Source organism: uncultured Roseobacter sp., assembly GCF_947499265.1.
In the GTDB taxonomy this organism is placed as follows: domain Bacteria; phylum Pseudomonadota; class Alphaproteobacteria; order Rhodobacterales; family Rhodobacteraceae; genus Roseobacter.
Map to the genome: position 1 here is coordinate 131814 of NZ_CANMNK010000001.1, position 16052 is coordinate 147865.

The 16052-nt window shown below is 60.0% G+C and carries 14 protein-coding genes and 1 pseudogene; 12 read left to right on the plus strand and 3 right to left on the minus strand.

Annotated features, from left to right (window positions below; translation table 11 throughout):
• Positions 1–8 precede the first annotated feature (8 nt).
• Together Q1A63_RS00620 and denD are read left to right on the plus strand one after the other, a co-directional pair.
• Complete coding sequence (locus Q1A63_RS00620; RefSeq protein ID WP_298968379.1) at positions 9–896, plus strand: NAD(P)-dependent oxidoreductase; 888 nt, start codon at positions 9–11, stop codon at positions 894–896.
• Positions 893–1876, plus strand: coding sequence for a D-erythronate dehydrogenase (denD, locus tag Q1A63_RS00625; protein WP_298968380.1), 984 nt, complete (start codon positions 893–895; stop codon positions 1874–1876). The genes Q1A63_RS00620 and denD overlap by 4 nt, the downstream gene beginning before the upstream one ends.
• On the opposite strand, the gene Q1A63_RS00630 is transcribed toward denD, so the two are convergent.
• Positions 1840–2529 (minus strand): GntR family transcriptional regulator, encoded by a 690-nt coding sequence (locus Q1A63_RS00630; RefSeq protein WP_298968382.1) that lies wholly within the window; start codon positions 2527–2529, stop codon positions 1840–1842. The genes denD and Q1A63_RS00630 overlap by 37 nt on opposite strands.
• 190 nt (positions 2530–2719) lie before the next feature.
• Between Q1A63_RS00630 and Q1A63_RS00635 the strand changes: the two genes are divergently transcribed.
• The 10 genes and pseudogenes from Q1A63_RS00635 (at position 2720) to Q1A63_RS00680 (ending at position 13395) form a co-directional block, all read left to right on the plus strand.
• A complete protein-coding gene (locus Q1A63_RS00635) occupies positions 2720–3742 on the plus strand; it encodes a TRAP transporter substrate-binding protein (protein ID WP_298968384.1) in 1023 nt (340 codons plus the stop codon).
• Positions 3743–3840: 98 nt separating this feature from the next.
• Complete coding sequence (locus Q1A63_RS00640) at positions 3841–4746, plus strand: TRAP transporter small permease (RefSeq protein WP_298968386.1); 906 nt, start codon at positions 3841–3843, stop codon at positions 4744–4746.
• Positions 4746–6371 (plus strand): TRAP transporter large permease subunit, encoded by a 1626-nt coding sequence (locus Q1A63_RS00645; RefSeq protein WP_298968387.1) that lies wholly within the window; start codon positions 4746–4748, stop codon positions 6369–6371. Before Q1A63_RS00640 ends, Q1A63_RS00645 begins: the two co-directional genes overlap by 1 nt.
• A 16-nt stretch (positions 6372–6387) precedes the next feature.
• Positions 6388–7335 (plus strand): phytanoyl-CoA dioxygenase family protein, encoded by a 948-nt coding sequence (locus Q1A63_RS00650; RefSeq protein ID WP_298968389.1) that lies wholly within the window; start codon positions 6388–6390, stop codon positions 7333–7335.
• Positions 7336–7344: 9 nt separating this feature from the next.
• Positions 7345–8853, plus strand: coding sequence for an altronate dehydratase family protein (locus Q1A63_RS00655; protein ID WP_299630310.1), 1509 nt, complete (start codon positions 7345–7347; stop codon positions 8851–8853).
• Entirely contained in the window at positions 8850–9851 is a 1002-nt protein-coding gene (locus Q1A63_RS00660; protein ID WP_299630312.1) for a Gfo/Idh/MocA family oxidoreductase, read from the plus strand. The genes Q1A63_RS00655 and Q1A63_RS00660 overlap by 4 nt, the downstream gene beginning before the upstream one ends.
• Positions 9844–10731, plus strand: coding sequence for a phytanoyl-CoA dioxygenase family protein (locus tag Q1A63_RS00665; protein WP_299630314.1), 888 nt, complete (start codon positions 9844–9846; stop codon positions 10729–10731). Before Q1A63_RS00660 ends, Q1A63_RS00665 begins: the two co-directional genes overlap by 8 nt.
• Positions 10732–10749: 18 nt before the next feature.
• A pseudogene (locus Q1A63_RS00670) lies at positions 10750–11643 on the plus strand (NAD(P)-dependent oxidoreductase); the annotation flags it as partial.
• 1 nt (position 11644) lies between these two features.
• Complete coding sequence (locus Q1A63_RS00675) at positions 11645–12526, plus strand: DMT family transporter (protein ID WP_298968398.1); 882 nt, start codon at positions 11645–11647, stop codon at positions 12524–12526.
• Entirely contained in the window at positions 12526–13395 is an 870-nt protein-coding gene (locus tag Q1A63_RS00680) for a sugar kinase (protein WP_298968400.1), read from the plus strand. The genes Q1A63_RS00675 and Q1A63_RS00680 overlap by 1 nt, the downstream gene beginning before the upstream one ends.
• Here the strand turns inward: Q1A63_RS00680 and Q1A63_RS00685 are convergent.
• Together Q1A63_RS00685 and uxaC are read right to left on the minus strand one after the other, a co-directional pair.
• The gene (locus tag Q1A63_RS00685) at positions 13382–14602 is read right to left on the minus strand and encodes a mannitol dehydrogenase family protein (RefSeq protein WP_298968401.1); all 1221 of its coding nucleotides are present in this window, start codon (positions 14600–14602) and stop codon (positions 13382–13384) included. The genes Q1A63_RS00680 and Q1A63_RS00685 overlap by 14 nt on opposite strands.
• Complete coding sequence (gene uxaC / locus Q1A63_RS00690) at positions 14599–15960, minus strand: glucuronate isomerase (protein ID WP_298968402.1); 1362 nt, start codon at positions 15958–15960, stop codon at positions 14599–14601. Before uxaC ends, Q1A63_RS00685 begins: the two co-directional genes overlap by 4 nt.
• Positions 15961–16052: the final 92 nt, after the last annotated feature.

A 16052-nucleotide genomic window follows, 5' to 3' on the forward strand; every position in this document is an offset into this window, starting at 1 on the left:
TGCTGACAATGACACAATCGCGCAAGGTTACGCTGATCGGGACCGGATTGATGGGGGTTCCCATGTCTCGAAATTTGCTGAAGGCTGGCCACCAGCTGACCGTCTGGAACAGGACCATCGCGCGGGCCGAACCCCTGGCCGAGGATGGCGCGCGGATTGCCACCGGCGAAGTGGATGCTGTAAGCGGCGCCGAGTTCGTGATCACCATGCTGTCGGATGGCTTCGCGTCGGGCGCGTTGATTGAAAACCCCGACATTCAGGCGGCACTTTCACCGGGCGCCGTCTGGATCGATATGTCGAGCGCCAAACCTGAACACGCGCGCCAACAGTCGGAGCTGCTGAAGGGTCTGGGGTTTGGGCATCTTGATGCGCCGGTCTCGGGCGGCACCAAGGGGGCGGAGGCCGCATCCCTGGCGATCATGGTGGGCGGCGATGCCGCTGTCTTCGATGCGGCGCGCTCTGTTTTTGAGGCGATGGGACGACCGGTACATGTCGGGCCCTCTGGTGCCGGGCAGCTCTCCAAGCTCGCCAATCAAACTATCGTTGCGGTGACCATCTCGGCTGTTGCCGAGGCGATGCTGCTGGCAGAACAAGGCGGCGCAAATCCGGCGGCCGTGCGCGCGGCGCTGAAGGGTGGCTTCGCGGATAGCGTGATTTTGCAACAGCACGGCGAACGTATGACCACGGGTAATTTTGAACCCGGCGGATTGACCAAGTTCCAGGTCAAGGACCTCAACAACACGCTGGATGAAGCGGCGGCATTGGGATTGACACTGCCCGCGACCGAAAGCGTCCGGGACCGGTTTCAGCATTTCATTGATGCAATGGATGGCGGCGAGAAAGACCATTCCGGGCTCTATCTGGAACTCAAGGCACGAAACGGATTGCCGGTATGACCAAAATTCTCATCATCGGTGGCGGGGGCATGGTTGGCCAAAAGCTGGCCGCCCGTCTGATCGAAAAGGGCCTGCCGGGCCATACAGATCTGGACATCACCCTTTTTGACGTAGCCTTCCCGCCAAAGGGCCTCAGTGGCCCGAAACAGAAAACCGGCAACCTGTCGACAGTTGGTGTTGCGCAAGACCTCGTGGCCTACAAACCGGACATCGTTTTCCACCTTGCGGCCATCGTGTCCGGCGAGGCGGAAACGGATTTTTCCAAGGGCTGGGATGTCAACATGATGTCGATGTGGCACCTCCTCGAGGCATTTCGTAATGCATACGATGCATCGGGCGGCGCATATGTCCCGCGTCTGGTTTTCACCTCCTCCATCGCTGTTTTTGGCGGCCCTTTTCCAGAAAAGATCGACGATGAGTTCCTCTCGGCGCCGCAAACCAGCTACGGCGCGCAGAAAGCGATCAGCGAATTGATGCTCTCCGACTTCAGCCGCAAAGGTTTCCTCGACGGGGTATCGTTGCGGTTGCCCACGATCTGCGTCCGGCCCGGGAAAGCAAACCTGGCGGCATCCTCCTTCTTTTCCGGCATCATCCGCGAACCGCTCAACGGCCAGGAAGCGATCCTGCCGGTCGCGGACAGCGTGCGACATTGGCACGCCTCCCCCCGCGCCGCAGCCGGATTTTTGGTGCATGCGGCCACATTAGATACCAAGTTGCTAGAAGGTCGTCGTGCGCTCAATCTCCCCGGGCTGAGCTGTACAGTCGCAGAACAGATTGAAGCATTGCGGCGTATTGCCGGTCAGGATGCAGTGGATCTGATCAAGGTCGCGCCCGATCCAGCAGTCATCAAGATCGTCGAGGGATGGCCCCGCAATTTCAACCCGAGCCGCGCCATCGCCTTGGGGTTCAAAGCTGAATCCACGTTTGATGAGATCATCCAGACCTATATTGCCGAGGATTTACCCAAGGCGTCCGTGTGATGTTTTTGCGGTAAGGGCCGTATCAAATTGCGCGCCAGATGATCATTCACGGTGACCCGCATGAGGTCTTCATTTCGCTCAAGCGCGGCATCCAGAATCGCCTGATGCTCGCGAATATTTTCAGGGAAATAGCCATAATTTGTCTCCGCCGAGACGAGTTGCTGCCTGAATTGCTCGTAAATTACTTTATGCGTGCGCTTCAACAGACCGGAACCGCAGGCGTCGATGAGGGTCTCATGAAATTCCTGCTCCGCCCGGCTCCATAGACCCAGAAGTGGAATCACATCGCCGGATGATCGCACGCGGGTTTCGATATGAGAGAGCTTATGATGCGCGGCGGACAGGCGCGATTCCCACTCGACACCACCCAATCGAATGGACAGGCAAGCGCCCTCGGTTTCGAGCAATATCCGCATATGCGTCAGCTCGTGCTGACGCTCAACCGATTGAAAAGGTGACCTAAATCCGCGCTGCTCCTGAAAGTCGACAAGTCCGACCGTGGACAGGCGGAACAGCACTTCCCGCACTGTGCTGGCGGAACAATTATAATCTTGGCGTAGCTTTTCCGCCCGCAGCTTGCTACCATATCCAAACTCGCCGGTAATCAGGCGGTGCCGCATGTCATCAAAGATGTCGGCGTCTTGAGCAGCCATTTCAGATCTCCCACAGTGTTTCTAGCGATACGCGCATAATTTCGAAAATCAAACAAAATATCGAAATTTGGGAAAAATAAAATATTTTCTTGCTTGAGCAGTCACCCTCGGCCTAACGTTTCGGCAGCGTAATCACGAACGGGATATTTCAACCCGACCCATTTGTGCGCTCAACGTCTGGGAGGACAAAATGAAAATCATCAAAAAGGCGGCTTCGGTCGCCGCAGTTGCAGCCCTCGCGGCATCGACGGCGTTCACCGCCGCGGCCGAGACAAGCAATCTGCGCATTCAAACGCACTACGCACCTGAAACGGTGTCTGGCAAGCTCGCCGCACAATATATGCAAGACATTCAGGATATGTCCAACGGCGAGATCGTCGTTGAAATGTTCTATTCGTCGTCGGTTGTGAAATCGGTCGAGACGTTTGACGCCGCATCCACCGGCATTCTGGATTGCGACATGACAGGCGGCGGCTACCAGACCGGTAAGAACTCAGCGTTCCAATTCGTAGGCGACATCATGGGCGGCTATGACACGCCGTACCAGCAGCTGAGCTGGCTCTACTTCGGTGGCGGTCGCGAAGCGGCCGCACCGCTCTACAACAAATACGGCATGGAGCTGATCGGTTGGTGGGTCTACGGTCAGGAGAGCTTCGCCTCTTCCAAGCCCATCGCCAAGGTCGAAGACTTCAAGGACTGGAAATTCCGGTCGCCCCCCGGCATGGAAACCAAGATCTTTGAAAAACTGGGCGCCTCGCCCATCGTGATGGATTTCACCGAGATCTTTACCGCGCTGGAAACCGGTATCATCGATGGGGCGGATGCCTCGGGCCTAGCCAACAACGTGGGCCTGGGTCTCTATGACATCGTGAAATATGCCAACTTCCCCGGCTTCCACTCGATGCCATCGGACCACCTGGCCTGCAATAAGGCCGTGTTTGACGCGATGCCTGCGCACCACCAGAAGATCATGAAGGTGGCGATGGAAGCGCTGGCGCTGCGCACGGCTCTGACGTTCGAGAAAAAGAACGCCGAAGCGGCTGCACAGCTGCGCGAGCAGGGCGTAACCCTGTCGCAGTGGGCACCAGAAGAGCTCGCCAAGTTCCGCGCCGCGGCCCAGGCCACATGGCCTGAGTTCGCTGACACGCCGGAAGCCAAGGCGCTGGTTGAGAGCCACCTGGCCTACCTGGAGCAGCTTGGTCTCAAGCAATAAGCTGACCTGAAAACTGACCCCGCCGACACCCGGCGGGGTCTTTTTGTCTCGGGCCGGGGCAATCCATAACAATCGGCCACCGTGGTTGGGGAGAGATCATGCAGGAAAAATCCGGAAGCCCTATCGAATGGCTCATACCGCTTGCTTTCATCGTCTGCGCGGCTTGGTTGACCTGGCATCTGCCCGCCTTCACGCTCTCATGGTTCCCGCCCGAAGACCCCTCACAATATGACAAGCTCAGCGCGCTCTTTGGGCGCATCGACGTGACGCCCGGGATGGGTGGATTGTTCGGCGGATATGCTGACATGGTCGACTGGGGCGCTCTGCTTTTGCTGCCGATCTTTGGCTACATCGGTGTGCGCACGGTCCGCCGCGCACCCATGGAATTCGAAAGCTGGAAACCGCTGGACCGGCTGGCCGTCTTCATCGGTCGGCTGACCATGATGCTGATTGTCCTGCTCTGCTGCGTGATGATCTACGAGGTGATCCTGCGCTATGTCTTTGAAGCGCCAACGCTCTGGGCCAATGAACTCTCGCTCTGGCTGGCGGGCTTTGTGTTCCTATGCGCCGGGCTTTACGCCATGCAGCAACGCAGCCACATCCGCATTTTCCTGCTCTACGACATGCTGCCCCGCGTGCTGCAGCGCACCTGCGACTGTATATCGACAGCATTGATCGTAACGTTCGCTTTCTTTCTGGTCTATGGCGGATATGGCGAGGCCTTCGACAAGTTTTACCGCTGGGAAACCTTCGGCACAGCTTTCGACCCACCGATTCCGGCGACGCTCAAGCCCATGGTGTTACTGGTGATCGTGCTGGTGGCCTTTCAGGCGGTGGTCAATCTGGTGTCAGACTGGCACGCCGAACCGGTCATTCATTCCGCTGCCGATGACATCGACCCCGATGAGCTGGAGCGGATCAAGGCCGCCGTAGGATCCGACGGGACCGGCGACCTCGACGTCACACGCGGCAGCATTCAATCCAACACCCCGAGGAACAGCTGATGGATATCGGTACAATTTCGCTGGTCCTGATGCTGGGCCTGATCCTGCTGCTGGCCATCGGCATGCCGCTGGGGTTTGCCTCGGCCATCCTCGCGGTGCTGGTGCTGGTGATGAAGTTCGAGCCGACGCTGCTGATGAACCCGCTCACATTCGGCGATGGCATCCTGACCGGCAGGCCGGGATCGGGACCGCTGAACATCCTGGCGCAAAAGATATACGGGCTCTTAACGGATTATGTCCTCATATCCATCCCGCTCTTCATTTTCATGGCGGCCCTGCTGGAACGGTCCGGCATCGCCAAGGATATGTATTCCTCGCTGAACGTCTGGCTCAATCGCACCCGCGGCGGCATCGCCATTGTCACCTCGATCATGGCCGTCATCATGGCGGCGATGTCCGGCATCATTGGCGGTGAGGTCGTGTTGCTGGGCTTGATCGCGCTGCCGCAGATGCTGCGGCTGGGCTACAGCCAGAACCTCGCCATCGGTACGATCTGCGCCTCCGGCTCGCTGGGCACCATGATCCCGCCCTCGATCGTGCTGATCATCTACGGGCTGATCACCGAAACCTCGATCAAGGCACTCTTCACCGCCTCCTTCCTGCCGGGCTTCATGCTGGCGAGCTTCATCATCCTCTACATCATCATCCGCACACAACTGCGCCCGCAGGATGCACCGCTGCCCGATCCGGTTGAAGGTGAACCCTACGGCATGGAAAAGGCCAAACTCTTTCTCGCCTTTCTCTGCGTCCTGATCGCAGGCTTTGGCACCGCACTGTTCCTGCGCGCGCTGTTTTTCGAACTGTCCGGCCAGAATGCGTCGAACACCGGGGCGGCCATCGCCTATGGCACTGCCGACTGGCTGCCATGGTTCGGCGGCGCGGTGCTGCTGTCCTTCGGCATGATGTTCGGCGTCCTGGGCCGTGAGCGGACGGCAACGGGCTGGTCCATGGGCAAGGGCCTCGTCCCGCCCATCGTCGTGATCGGCGTCGTGATGGGGTCGATCTATGGCGGCATCACCGGCATCACCGAGGCCGCAGGCATGGGCGCGCTCGCCGTGCTCGTCATCGCCATCTGCCGTGGCGAGGCCTCTTTCGATCTGGTCTGGGACAGCCTGATGCGCACCCTGAAATCCACCGGCACGATCATCTGGGTGACCATCGGGGCCGCAGCCCTTGCGGGTGCCTACACCATCGCGGGTGGCCCGGTTTACGTCGCCGATTTCATCGTCGGCTCCGACCTGCCGACCATGGGGATCATCCTTGCGATGATGCTGATCCTGCTCTTCATGGGTGCCTTCATGGATTGGGTGGGCATCGTTTTGCTGATCATCCCGGTGTTCCTACCGATCGTGCAGCGCCTGCCGATTGAGGAAATTGGTGTGTTTGGCGAACTCAATCCGCGCCACGTGGCGATCTGGTTCGGGGTGGTCTTCTGTATGAACATGCAGGTGAGTTTCCTCAGCCCGCCCTTTGGACCGGCCGCGTTTTATCTGAAGTCCGTGGCACCGCCGCACATCAGCCTGACCGACATTTTCAAAGGGTTCCTGCCCTTCATCGGCATCCAGCTTTGTGCCCTGTCGGTCTTGCTGATCTGGCCACCCATCGTTTCATTGCTCCTGCCCTAACCACTGGGAATGACCCATGCTCAGCGCTGCGCAAACCGCCTCTTTCGAACGCCAGGGTTTCCTTGTCGTCGAAGACGTGGTGCCGTCTGAGCTGCGCGCGCGTATCGCGGAGGAATACGAAGCGCTGTTGAACAGTCTCTATGCGGCATGGGCCAAACAGGGGCTGTTGCCCGCGCCTGATGACACCATGGATTTCTGGCAAAAACTGCGATGCGCCTATGAGGCCGGTTGCGACTGGTTTCAGCCGATGGATATTTCGCTGCCGGGCGATACGATCCACACGGATACGCCGATGCACTTCGGCCCAGCGGTTTTTGATCTGGTCACCTGTCCGCAGATATTGGATGTGGTGCAAAGCCTGATTGGCCCCGAGATCACCTCGAACCCGATCCAGCATCTTCGGATCAAACCACCCGCACCCGCATTGAAAAACGATGAGGTCCGCGCTCACATCACCCAGACGGATTGGCATCAGGATCGCGGCGTTGGCCATGAAGATGCCGACAGAACCGATATGATCACCGTCTGGATCGCGATGACCGACGCAACCCCTGAAAACGGCTGTTTGCAAGTGATCCCCAAAGCGCATGATCAGATGCTGCCGCATTGTCCCAAAACACAAACAGCCATCGCCGACGATTTCATTGACGCAGCGCGGGCGAGGCCGCTGCCCGTTCGCGCCGGTGGCATTTTACTGTTGCACCCGCTGACGCCGCATGCCTCGTTGCCCAATGGCACAGATAATTTCCGCTGGTCTTTCGATCTGCGCTACAACGTGACGGGCCAGCCTACCGGGCGGGCGCATTTCCCTGAATTCGTGGCGCGCAGCACGGATGATCCCGGCGCGGTCTTGACCGACTGGCGTCTTTGGCGGCAGATGTGGCATGACGCGCGCAACACGCTTGCGCGGCAACCCCATATTCCCATTCATCGCTGGCAAAGCGATGCGCCGTTCTGCGCCTGAGGAGAGACCATGGACACCGTGCGCCTAGACCCCGTCGACAATGTCGTCACCGCCACCCGTGCGCTTGAGGTTGGTGTCGAGATCGAAGAAACCGCCACCCGCGCGCTGATCCCGTCCGGTCACAAGATCGCAACCTGCGCCATCGCGCGCGGCCAACCGATCCGTAAATACGCGCAGATCATTGGATATGCGGCCCAAGACATTGCGGCGGGTGACCATGTGCACACGCAAAACGTTGAATTCCGCAATACACAAGCCGACTACGAATTCTCCACCGACTTGCGCCCTGTGGCACCCGTGCCGGAGGCGGCACGTGATACCTTTATGGGATACCGCCGCGAGAATGGGCAGGTTGGTACCCGTAACTACATTGCCATCGTCACCTCGGTGAACTGTTCGGCCACGGCGGCACGGATGATCGCCAGCCACTTCACACCTGAAGTGCTCGCCGACTATCCGAATGTGGATGGTGTCGCGGCCTTTGTGCATGGCACCGGCTGCGGCATGGCCGACAGCGGCGACGGGTTTGAGGCCTTGCAACGGGTCATGTGGGGCTACGCGCGCCATCCCAACCACGCGGGCGTCCTGATGGTGGGTTTGGGCTGCGAAATGAACCAGATCGACTGGCTGCTGGAGGCCTATGGGCTCAGCCAGGGCCCTACGTTTCAGGTGATGAACATCCAGTCCGTCGCCGGTCTGCGCAAAACCGTTGCATTGGGGATCAAGAAGATCGAGGCCATGTTGCCCATCGCCAATGCCGCAACGCGCACGCCCTGCCCGGCCTCGGAATTGAAGGTTGCGCTGCAGTGTGGGGGCTCTGACGCGTGGTCCGGCATCACCGCCAACCCGGCCCTTGGATATGCCTGTGACCTGCTCGCGGCCCAGGGCGGCACCGGTGTTCTGGCCGAAACGCCCGAGATTTATGGCGCGGAACATCTGCTGACACGGCGCGCGACCGATCAGGTCACAGGCGAAAAGCTGGTGGGTCTGATCAGGTGGTGGGAGGATTACACCGCCCGCAACAAGGGATCGATGGACAACAATCCCTCCCCCGGAAACAAGACGGGTGGCCTGACCACCATTCTGGAAAAATCGCTGGGGGCCGCGGCCAAGGGCGGCACCAGCCCGTTGATGGGTGTCTACAAATACGCCGAGCCTGTGACGGCCCGCGGATTCACCTTCATGGACAGCCCCGGCTATGACCCCGCCAGCGTAACGGGGCAGATCGCGGGCGGCTGCAATCTGGTCTGTTTTACCACCGGGCGCGGCTCGGCTTTTGGGTCAAAACCAAGCCCCACGATCAAAGTGGCCACCAATTCGGCCATGGCCAAACGCATGCATGAGGATATGGACGTCGACGCGGGCACGATCCTGACCGAAGGCGTGAGTGTCGAAGAGAAAGGGCGCGAAATCTACGACATGTTCCTGCGCGTCGCCAGCGGTGCCGCCACCAAATCCGAGGCGCAGGGCTTGGGCGATTATGAATTCGTGCCCTGGCAAATCGGGGCGGTGATGTGAAACGCATTCTGGTTGTCGGCGGCGGGCTGATCGGCATCCGCCATGTTGCAGCTATCCAGTCCCATCCGGACTGCGAGTTCGCTGGCCTGGTCGATCCCGATATGTCGATTGCGCCCGATCTGACCCGCTATCGGGACATGTCGGAGGTCGCAGGTGACGTGGATGGGGTGATCATCGCCACGCCGACCGCGCTGCACGCGCAACATGGAATTTATGCGGCGGAACGCGGGTGGCACATGCTGGTTGAAAAGCCTGTCGCAACTGATCTCGCTGGTGCCCGCGCACTAGGGGCCGCGATTGCCAAATCAGGGGTCGGCTCGCTGGTCGGCCATCACCGGCGATATCACCGCCCGGTCCAGCAGTTGAAAAAACTGATCTCTGACGGCAGCATCGGCACGCCCATCTGCGCCACTCTGATCTGGGCCATGCGCAAGCCGGATACCTATTTCGAGGGCAATTGGCGCACCGCGGGTGGCAGCCCGGTGATGATCAATCTGGTGCATGACATCGATCTCTTGCGCTTTGTAATCGGCGAGATTGTCACGACAACAGCGCTGCGTGGCAGTGGTCTGCGTGGCACCGCGCGGATCGAAAGTGGTGCGATCGCGCTGGCCTTCGCCAATGGGGCCACCGGAACCATCAGTTTTGCTGACACCTCCCCCAGCCCCTGGGGGTTTGAAGCAGGCACCGGGGAGAACCCCAACATCGGGACCACGCATCAGGACATGATGTGGATCATGGGCACCAGGGGCGCGATCAGCTTTCCCTCGATGACGCTGTGGCAGGGTGAGGATTGGGCCCGGCCCGCCATGCCGGTGCCGCTCGACATCCTCGAAAACGGCAAGGCACCGCTGGACGCGCAGCTGGATCATTTTATCGACGTGATGGACGGGGCCGCCCCACTGATCGACGTCGCCGATGCGACCCGGACCCTTGCCACGGCTCTGGCGATCGAAGCGCAGCTGACCCCGCAATTGGAAGGCGTGGCCAATGCCTGAAACGCTCTCAACAGACCAGATCGCGCGCTATCAGGAACAGGGTTACCTGGTGCTGGAAAACCAGGTTCCTGCGGAATGGCTGTCGCGTATCCACGCGGAAATCGCCCGGTTCGAGCAGGAAGCACGCGGCATGACCGAAAGCAATGACCGCCTCGACCTCGAAGACAGCCACACGCCTGATGCGCCCCGCCTGCGGCGGATCAAACTGCCGCACACCACGTCGGATGTCATGCGGGAGCTGATGTATTCAGATCACATCCTGGCGCCCGCGCGCGATCTGATCGGGCCGGATTTGCGCCTGCACACAACCAAACTCAACATGAAATCAGCAGGCTACGGCGCTGCCGTCGAATGGCATCAGGACTACGCGTTTTACCCACATACCAACGACGACATCCTCGCCATCGGTGTTTTGATTGACGATATGGCGCCGGAGAATGGTCCGCTGATGGTCTATCCCGGCTCGCACAAGGGCCCGGTGTTCGATCACCACGTGGATGGCGTGTTTGCCGGTGCCATGCTGCCGGAAGAAAACGGGCTGAACCCGGCGGATGCGGTGCAACTGACCGGACCGGCGGGATCGATCAGCATCCACCACGGGCGCATCGTGCACGGCTCCGCGCTCAACACTTCCGACCGGTCACGGCGCATTCTGTTTTACGAGATGATGGCGGCGGATGCTTTCCCGATCATGGGGTCGATGACCAAATGGGACGGGATCAAAGACTATGACACGCGGATGCTCTGCGGAAACAGTACCCTGAACCCGCGCCTCAAAGATATCCCGGTGCGCATTCCGCAGCCGCAACCGGATGTGCCGATCTCCATCTATGAAATTCAAAAAGGCCTGAAGAAACGGGCCTTCGATACCATCACATAACCGCGCAGGCGAAAAGGACAGCAAATGACACACCCCACAATCGGATTTATTGGCCTCGGCCTGATGGGCGCAGCCATGGTTGGGCGCCTGCAGGACAAGGGTTACGCGCTGACGGTCACGGCGAACCGCTCGCGCCCGAACGTTGACGCGGCGGTGGCGCGCGGCGCCGTCGAGGTGGCCACCGCCCGTGATGTGGCCGCCGCCAGCGATATCGTCATGCTGTGCATGGACACCAGTGACAGCGTCGAGGGGCGGATGCGCGGCCCCGACGGCGTCATTGCCGGGCTGCGCGACGGGGCCACGGTCATTGATTTCGGCACCTCCCTGCCCGGCAGCACCCGCAGCCTGAGCGAAGAGGTTGCCGCAGCGGGCGGCAGCTATCTGGATGCGCCACTGGGCCGCACGCCCTCACACGCCAAGGACGGGCTGCTCAACATCATGGCGGCGGGGGACAAAGCCGCCTTTGACGCGGTTGAGCCGGTGCTTAAGGACCTGGGCGAAAACGTCTTTCACCTCGGGGCCTCCGGGTCCGGGCATACGATCAAGCTGATCAACAACTTCTTCGGCATGACCGTTGCAAATGCCATGGCCGAGGCCTTTGCCATGGCGGATGTCGCCGGCATCGACCGCAAACAGCTTTACGATGTGATGTCCGCAGGTCCCCTGCATTCGGGCATGATGGATTTCGTCAAGGGCTACGGTCTGGACGGCGATCCCAACCAATTGGCTTTTGCCATCCGAAACGCGGCAAAGGACGTCGGATACTATGCCCGCATGGCAGATGAGGCAGGCGTTGAAAGCATCATGTCCAAATGTGCGCTCTCTGCCCTGCGCGAAGCAACAGATACCGGGTTCGGCGATCACATGGTCAGCCAGATGATCGATTTCTACGTCCAGAAAATGGGCAAGTAGCATGGCCGTCAGCGCGGGCCTGCTCGAGGACCGCCCTCATTTTGGCATCATGCTCATGCTGGGGGCGTGGCTGCTCTTTGCCTTCGTTGACACCAGTGCCAAATGGCTGGTGATCCTGGGGTTTCCGGCCTTTCAATTGGCCTTCATGCGCTATGCCGGGCACTTCGTGATCTCGGTCGCCGTGATCGCCAAGGGGGGTATTGCGCGGGATCGTTTTCAGACCGGGCACATGTGGCAGGTGCTGAGCCGTGCGATGCTGCTGGTGATGGCCACACTGTCGAATTTCTATGCGCTGAACTTCCTGCCGCTGACGGTCACCGCCGCCATCATGTTTTCCAGCCCCGTGATCGTCTGCGCGCTGTCCGGGCCGCTGCTGGGCGAGCATGTCGGCCCTTGGCGCTGGTTTGCCATTCTGTTGGGGTTTGCCGGTGTGCTCGTCGTGATCCGTCCTTTTGGCGAAGCCTTTCATATCGCGATGATCCTGCCGCTTCTCAACTCGCTGAGCCTCGCGCTCTATTCGATCATGACGCGCAGGCTGGCCGGTGTCGTCGCCACCGAGACGATGCAGTTTTACATGGGCGCGCTGGGGACAGCCGTAATGTTGCCGCTGGCTCTTTGGGCCTGGAAATGGCCGGATAATCCGATGGATTGGATGATCCTGATCGGGCTTGGCGTCTTTGGCTGGGCCGGTCACCAACTGCTGACGAATGCGCACCGGTTCGGCTCGGCCAACACCCTGATGCCCTACACCTATTCATTCATGATTTACCTGTCTGTCCTGAGCTATCTGGTCTTTCAACACCTGCCGGATCAGTGGACGGTCATTGGGGCAATGATCATCGTCATCTCGGGCCTGATCATCTGGAAAAGGGAGCAACGATAATGCGTGTGGCCTGTGTTGGCGAAGCGATGATAGAGCTGTCCATGCAAGGGACAGCGGCGCAAATTGGCGTGGCGGGCGATACGCTCAATACCGCGATTTATCTCAAGCGTGCTGCCCCGAACTTGGCGGTCGACTATGTTACCTGCGTCGGCGATGATCCCTTCTCCGCGCGGATCACGGAGTTCATCGCGGCGCAGAATATTGGCTGCCGGAACATCAAAGCCATCACCGGGAAATCGCCGGGCCTTTATGCGATCACGACAAATGACACAGGTGAGCGCGCCTTTACCTATTGGCGGAGCGCTTCGGCGGCACGTCAGATGTTTCAGGTGGATGGCACATTCGATTTCTCCCCTCTGGCAGATTACGACGTGGTTTACCTCTCCGGCATCACCATGGCGATCCTGCCGCAGGCGGTGCGGCTGGCGCTGATCGACTGGTTGGCACAGAATAAGGCGCAGGTGGCCTACGATAGCAACTATCGCCCGCGGCTTTGGGAAGACGTGCAAGTGGCGCAGGAGGTGACCCGCACGCTTTGGGCACAGGCGGATATTGCCCTGCCGTCCATCGACGACGAAATGGATCTCTTTGGGGAAACCGAGGATCAGGTTGCAGCCCGTTTTCTGGCACTTTCCACGCAAGGCGCGTTGAAACGCGGTGCGCAGGGGCCATTGTCGCTTGGCGAAGCCGTCGATCAGGCCTACGCCCCTGCCGCAAAAGTCGTCGACACAACGGCGGCAGGCGACAGTTTCAACGGCGGGTATCTCGGCGCGCTACTGTCTGGCCAATCGCAAGCTGATGCACTGCGCGCGGGTCACAATTGTGCGGCCAGAGTTGTACAGCATCGCGGTGCGATTATTCCAGAATAGGCGTCGCGAGATCCCGCGCGCCCATCAAAGCCAACAGCGCGTCGTCCGCGGCACCTGCGCCGATGATACGGGCAACCTTGTCCCCCATCGGGTCTTGCAACAGACGGCCTGCGCCCACCTCATGCCGACAAAACCGGATCCAGGACCGCACGCCGTCCGATAAAACGGGCGCAGGCTGGCCCATGGATTTCAGGGCGCGAATACTGTCCAGCATCCGGTAGGGCAGCTTTTGCGTCCCATCCATCGCGATCTGCCGCAGGCTGTGGTTGATGTGCGGGTTGTCGAACCGCGCAATCAGCGCATCCGCATAATCGGGCGCAATCTCCTGCATTTCCGGTGTCAGCGTTTGCGCCGCTTCCATCATCAGCGCCCGCGCATTTTCGCGCAAATCGGGATCACAAACAGCCTCATGCACATAGGTATGCCCGGCCAAAGAACCCGCATAGGCCAGCATCGAATGCGCCGCATTCAGCATCCTGAGCTTGCGCGTCTCATGGGGGGCGACATCCTGTGCGAACTGCACATCCGGCCAATCCGGGCGCGGCGCGGCAAAGCGATCCTCGATCACCCACTCGCGAAAGGGCTCCGAGGGCACCGCCATGGCGTCACCTGTCAGCGCGCGCAAATCCTGCGTTGTCGCGGGTGTGATACGGTCCACCATGCTGTTGGGAAAGGTGATCTGGGACAGATCCAACGGCAGCCCTGCAGCCTGAGCAAACGCCACGACCGCGGCCTCCAGCACATCGCCGTTCGAAACGCGATTGTCGCAGCTCAGGACAGTCACTGGCTTCGACCGTGCCGCCAACCCATAGGCCAGAAAACCGATGACAGTGCGCAGTGTCTTTCCCGCCAAGTCGCTCGCAATCAACGGGTCCGCAACGTCAAGTTGGTTGTCTGCCGTGAGATGGTAGCCTTTTTCGGTCACCGTGATCGAAACGATATGAACATCCGGTGAAGCAATCTGCTTCAAAACCGCCTGCGGGTCTTCGGGAGCCACCAGAACTTCATCAAAGACGGTGATCGGCTTGACGCCCTGGCCCTGGATCGCAAGACCGTAATCATAGTGCTGCGCCCGCAACCCATTGCGCACACCTGCCGACCGCAAGCTGACCCCGGTCACAGACCAGCCGCCCGCGTCCTGCGTGTAGTCCGCCAGATGGGCGCGGCAGAAGTTGCCAACACCGATGTGCAAAATACGATGATTCATGATCCCAACCTATAGGCTTTGCGTGCAAGGTCCGTGGCCAACAAAGGGGCGAGCGTCCGCGCATCCGACAGATCGAAAACGCCGCGCCTGACCTGCTGTTCCAGGTGCAGCGCGACCCCACGGCGCCACATATCATGTCGCGCCGGGATAGACAAAAACGCCCGCGTGTCATCGTTGAAACCGGCAAGATTGTGATACCCCGCCGTTTCTACGACCTGATCGAAATAGCGCGCAATGCCTGCGGCGCTGTCATGGAACCACCAGGGCGGTCCGATGCGCAGACACGGCCAGTGCCCGGCCATCGGGGCCAGTTCACGCGCATAGGTCGTCTCGTCCAGCGTAAACAGCAAAAGCGTGAAGTCCGGTGTGTTCCCGACCCGGTTCAGCAGCGCTTCCAGCCCGCGCACCCAATCCACCGCAATCGGAATATCGGCCCCTTTGTCGCGGCCGAACGCCTCCAGCACCGCGTGATTTGTGTTGCGCCTGCTGCCGCCGTGGATCTGCATGACCAGCCCGTCCTCGACGGACATCTGCGCCATTTCAATCAACATGTGTCCGTAAAACGCCTGTACATCCGCCGGTGAGGCCGTGCCCCGGTGCAACCGCTGGAACATCATGTCGGGATCGTCCAGCCATTCGGTATGGATCTCTTCGATGGCGTGATCTGTCGCCGTCGCCCCCATGGCTTTAAAAAACGCGCGGCGCTGGCGCAGGGCGCTCAGGTACCCCGGAAAGCTGCCGGTATCCGTCCCGGTCAGGACACCGAGTGTCTCGACATTGCGCAGAAAAGCGGGATCGGCAGGGTCAAGCACACCATCAGGCCGGAAGGTTGGAATGATCCGCCCGGACCACTCGCCATCAGCAATGGCTTGATGATGCGATAGATCGTCCAGCGCACCATCTGTTGTTGCCAGAACCTCGATGCCAAAGCGGTCAAACAGGGCACGCGGTCGAAACGCGGGCTGCGCCAGCTTTTCCGCGATCTGGTCATAGACCTGATCCGCTGTCGCTTCGGACAATTTCGTGTTGATCCCCAATGTCCGTGTGAGCACATAGCGCATCCAGAAATGCGACGGCGTGCCCAGAAACAGATGCCAATGCCGCGCGAAAAGTCGAAAAATGCTGCGCGGCTCGGCAGTCTGTCCCGGGACCCCAATGCCCAGATCCGCAAGGGATACGCCCTGCGAGTAGAGCATGCGAAAGACGTAGTGATCGGGCACAACCAACAACGCCGCGGGATCCGGAAAAGCGGCATCGGTTGCGAACCACGCCGGATCACAATGACCATGTGGCGATACCATGGGCAAATCGCGGATGTCGTCGTAAAGCGACCCCGCCGCTCCGGTTAATTCATGCACGGCGACCACTCCTGAATGCCCCTGTTTTGCGGGACGATATCATGATTTTCAAGGCGCGCATCTTTTGCTTGGCCTGACGCGCGTTTCCTGTA

What these genes read in the sequence shown, in the direction of transcription:
- Q1A63_RS00675 (WP_298968398.1), top strand. Translation starts at nt 11,645, where the DNA reads ATGGCCGTCAGCGCGGGCCTGCTCGAGGACCGCCCTCATTTTGGCATC.
- Q1A63_RS00685 (WP_298968401.1), bottom strand. Translation starts at nt 14,602, where the DNA reads ATGAATCATCGTATTTTGCACATCGGTGTTGGCAACTTCTGCCGCGCC.
- Q1A63_RS00630 (WP_298968382.1), bottom strand. Translation starts at nt 2,529, where the DNA reads ATGGCTGCTCAAGACGCCGACATCTTTGATGACATGCGGCACCGCCTG.
- Q1A63_RS00645 (WP_298968387.1), top strand. Translation starts at nt 4,746, where the DNA reads ATGGATATCGGTACAATTTCGCTGGTCCTGATGCTGGGCCTGATCCTG.
- Q1A63_RS00620 (WP_298968379.1), top strand. Translation starts at nt 9, where the DNA reads ATGACACAATCGCGCAAGGTTACGCTGATCGGGACCGGATTGATGGGG.
- Q1A63_RS00680 (WP_298968400.1), top strand. Translation starts at nt 12,526, where the DNA reads ATGCGTGTGGCCTGTGTTGGCGAAGCGATGATAGAGCTGTCCATGCAA.
- Q1A63_RS00665 (WP_299630314.1), top strand. Translation starts at nt 9,844, where the DNA reads ATGCCTGAAACGCTCTCAACAGACCAGATCGCGCGCTATCAGGAACAG.
- Q1A63_RS00640 (WP_298968386.1), top strand. Translation starts at nt 3,841, where the DNA reads ATGCAGGAAAAATCCGGAAGCCCTATCGAATGGCTCATACCGCTTGCT.
- denD (WP_298968380.1), top strand. Translation starts at nt 893, where the DNA reads ATGACCAAAATTCTCATCATCGGTGGCGGGGGCATGGTTGGCCAAAAG.
- Q1A63_RS00650 (WP_298968389.1), top strand. Translation starts at nt 6,388, where the DNA reads ATGCTCAGCGCTGCGCAAACCGCCTCTTTCGAACGCCAGGGTTTCCTT.
- Q1A63_RS00655 (WP_299630310.1), top strand. Translation starts at nt 7,345, where the DNA reads ATGGACACCGTGCGCCTAGACCCCGTCGACAATGTCGTCACCGCCACC.
- Q1A63_RS00635 (WP_298968384.1), top strand. Translation starts at nt 2,720, where the DNA reads ATGAAAATCATCAAAAAGGCGGCTTCGGTCGCCGCAGTTGCAGCCCTC.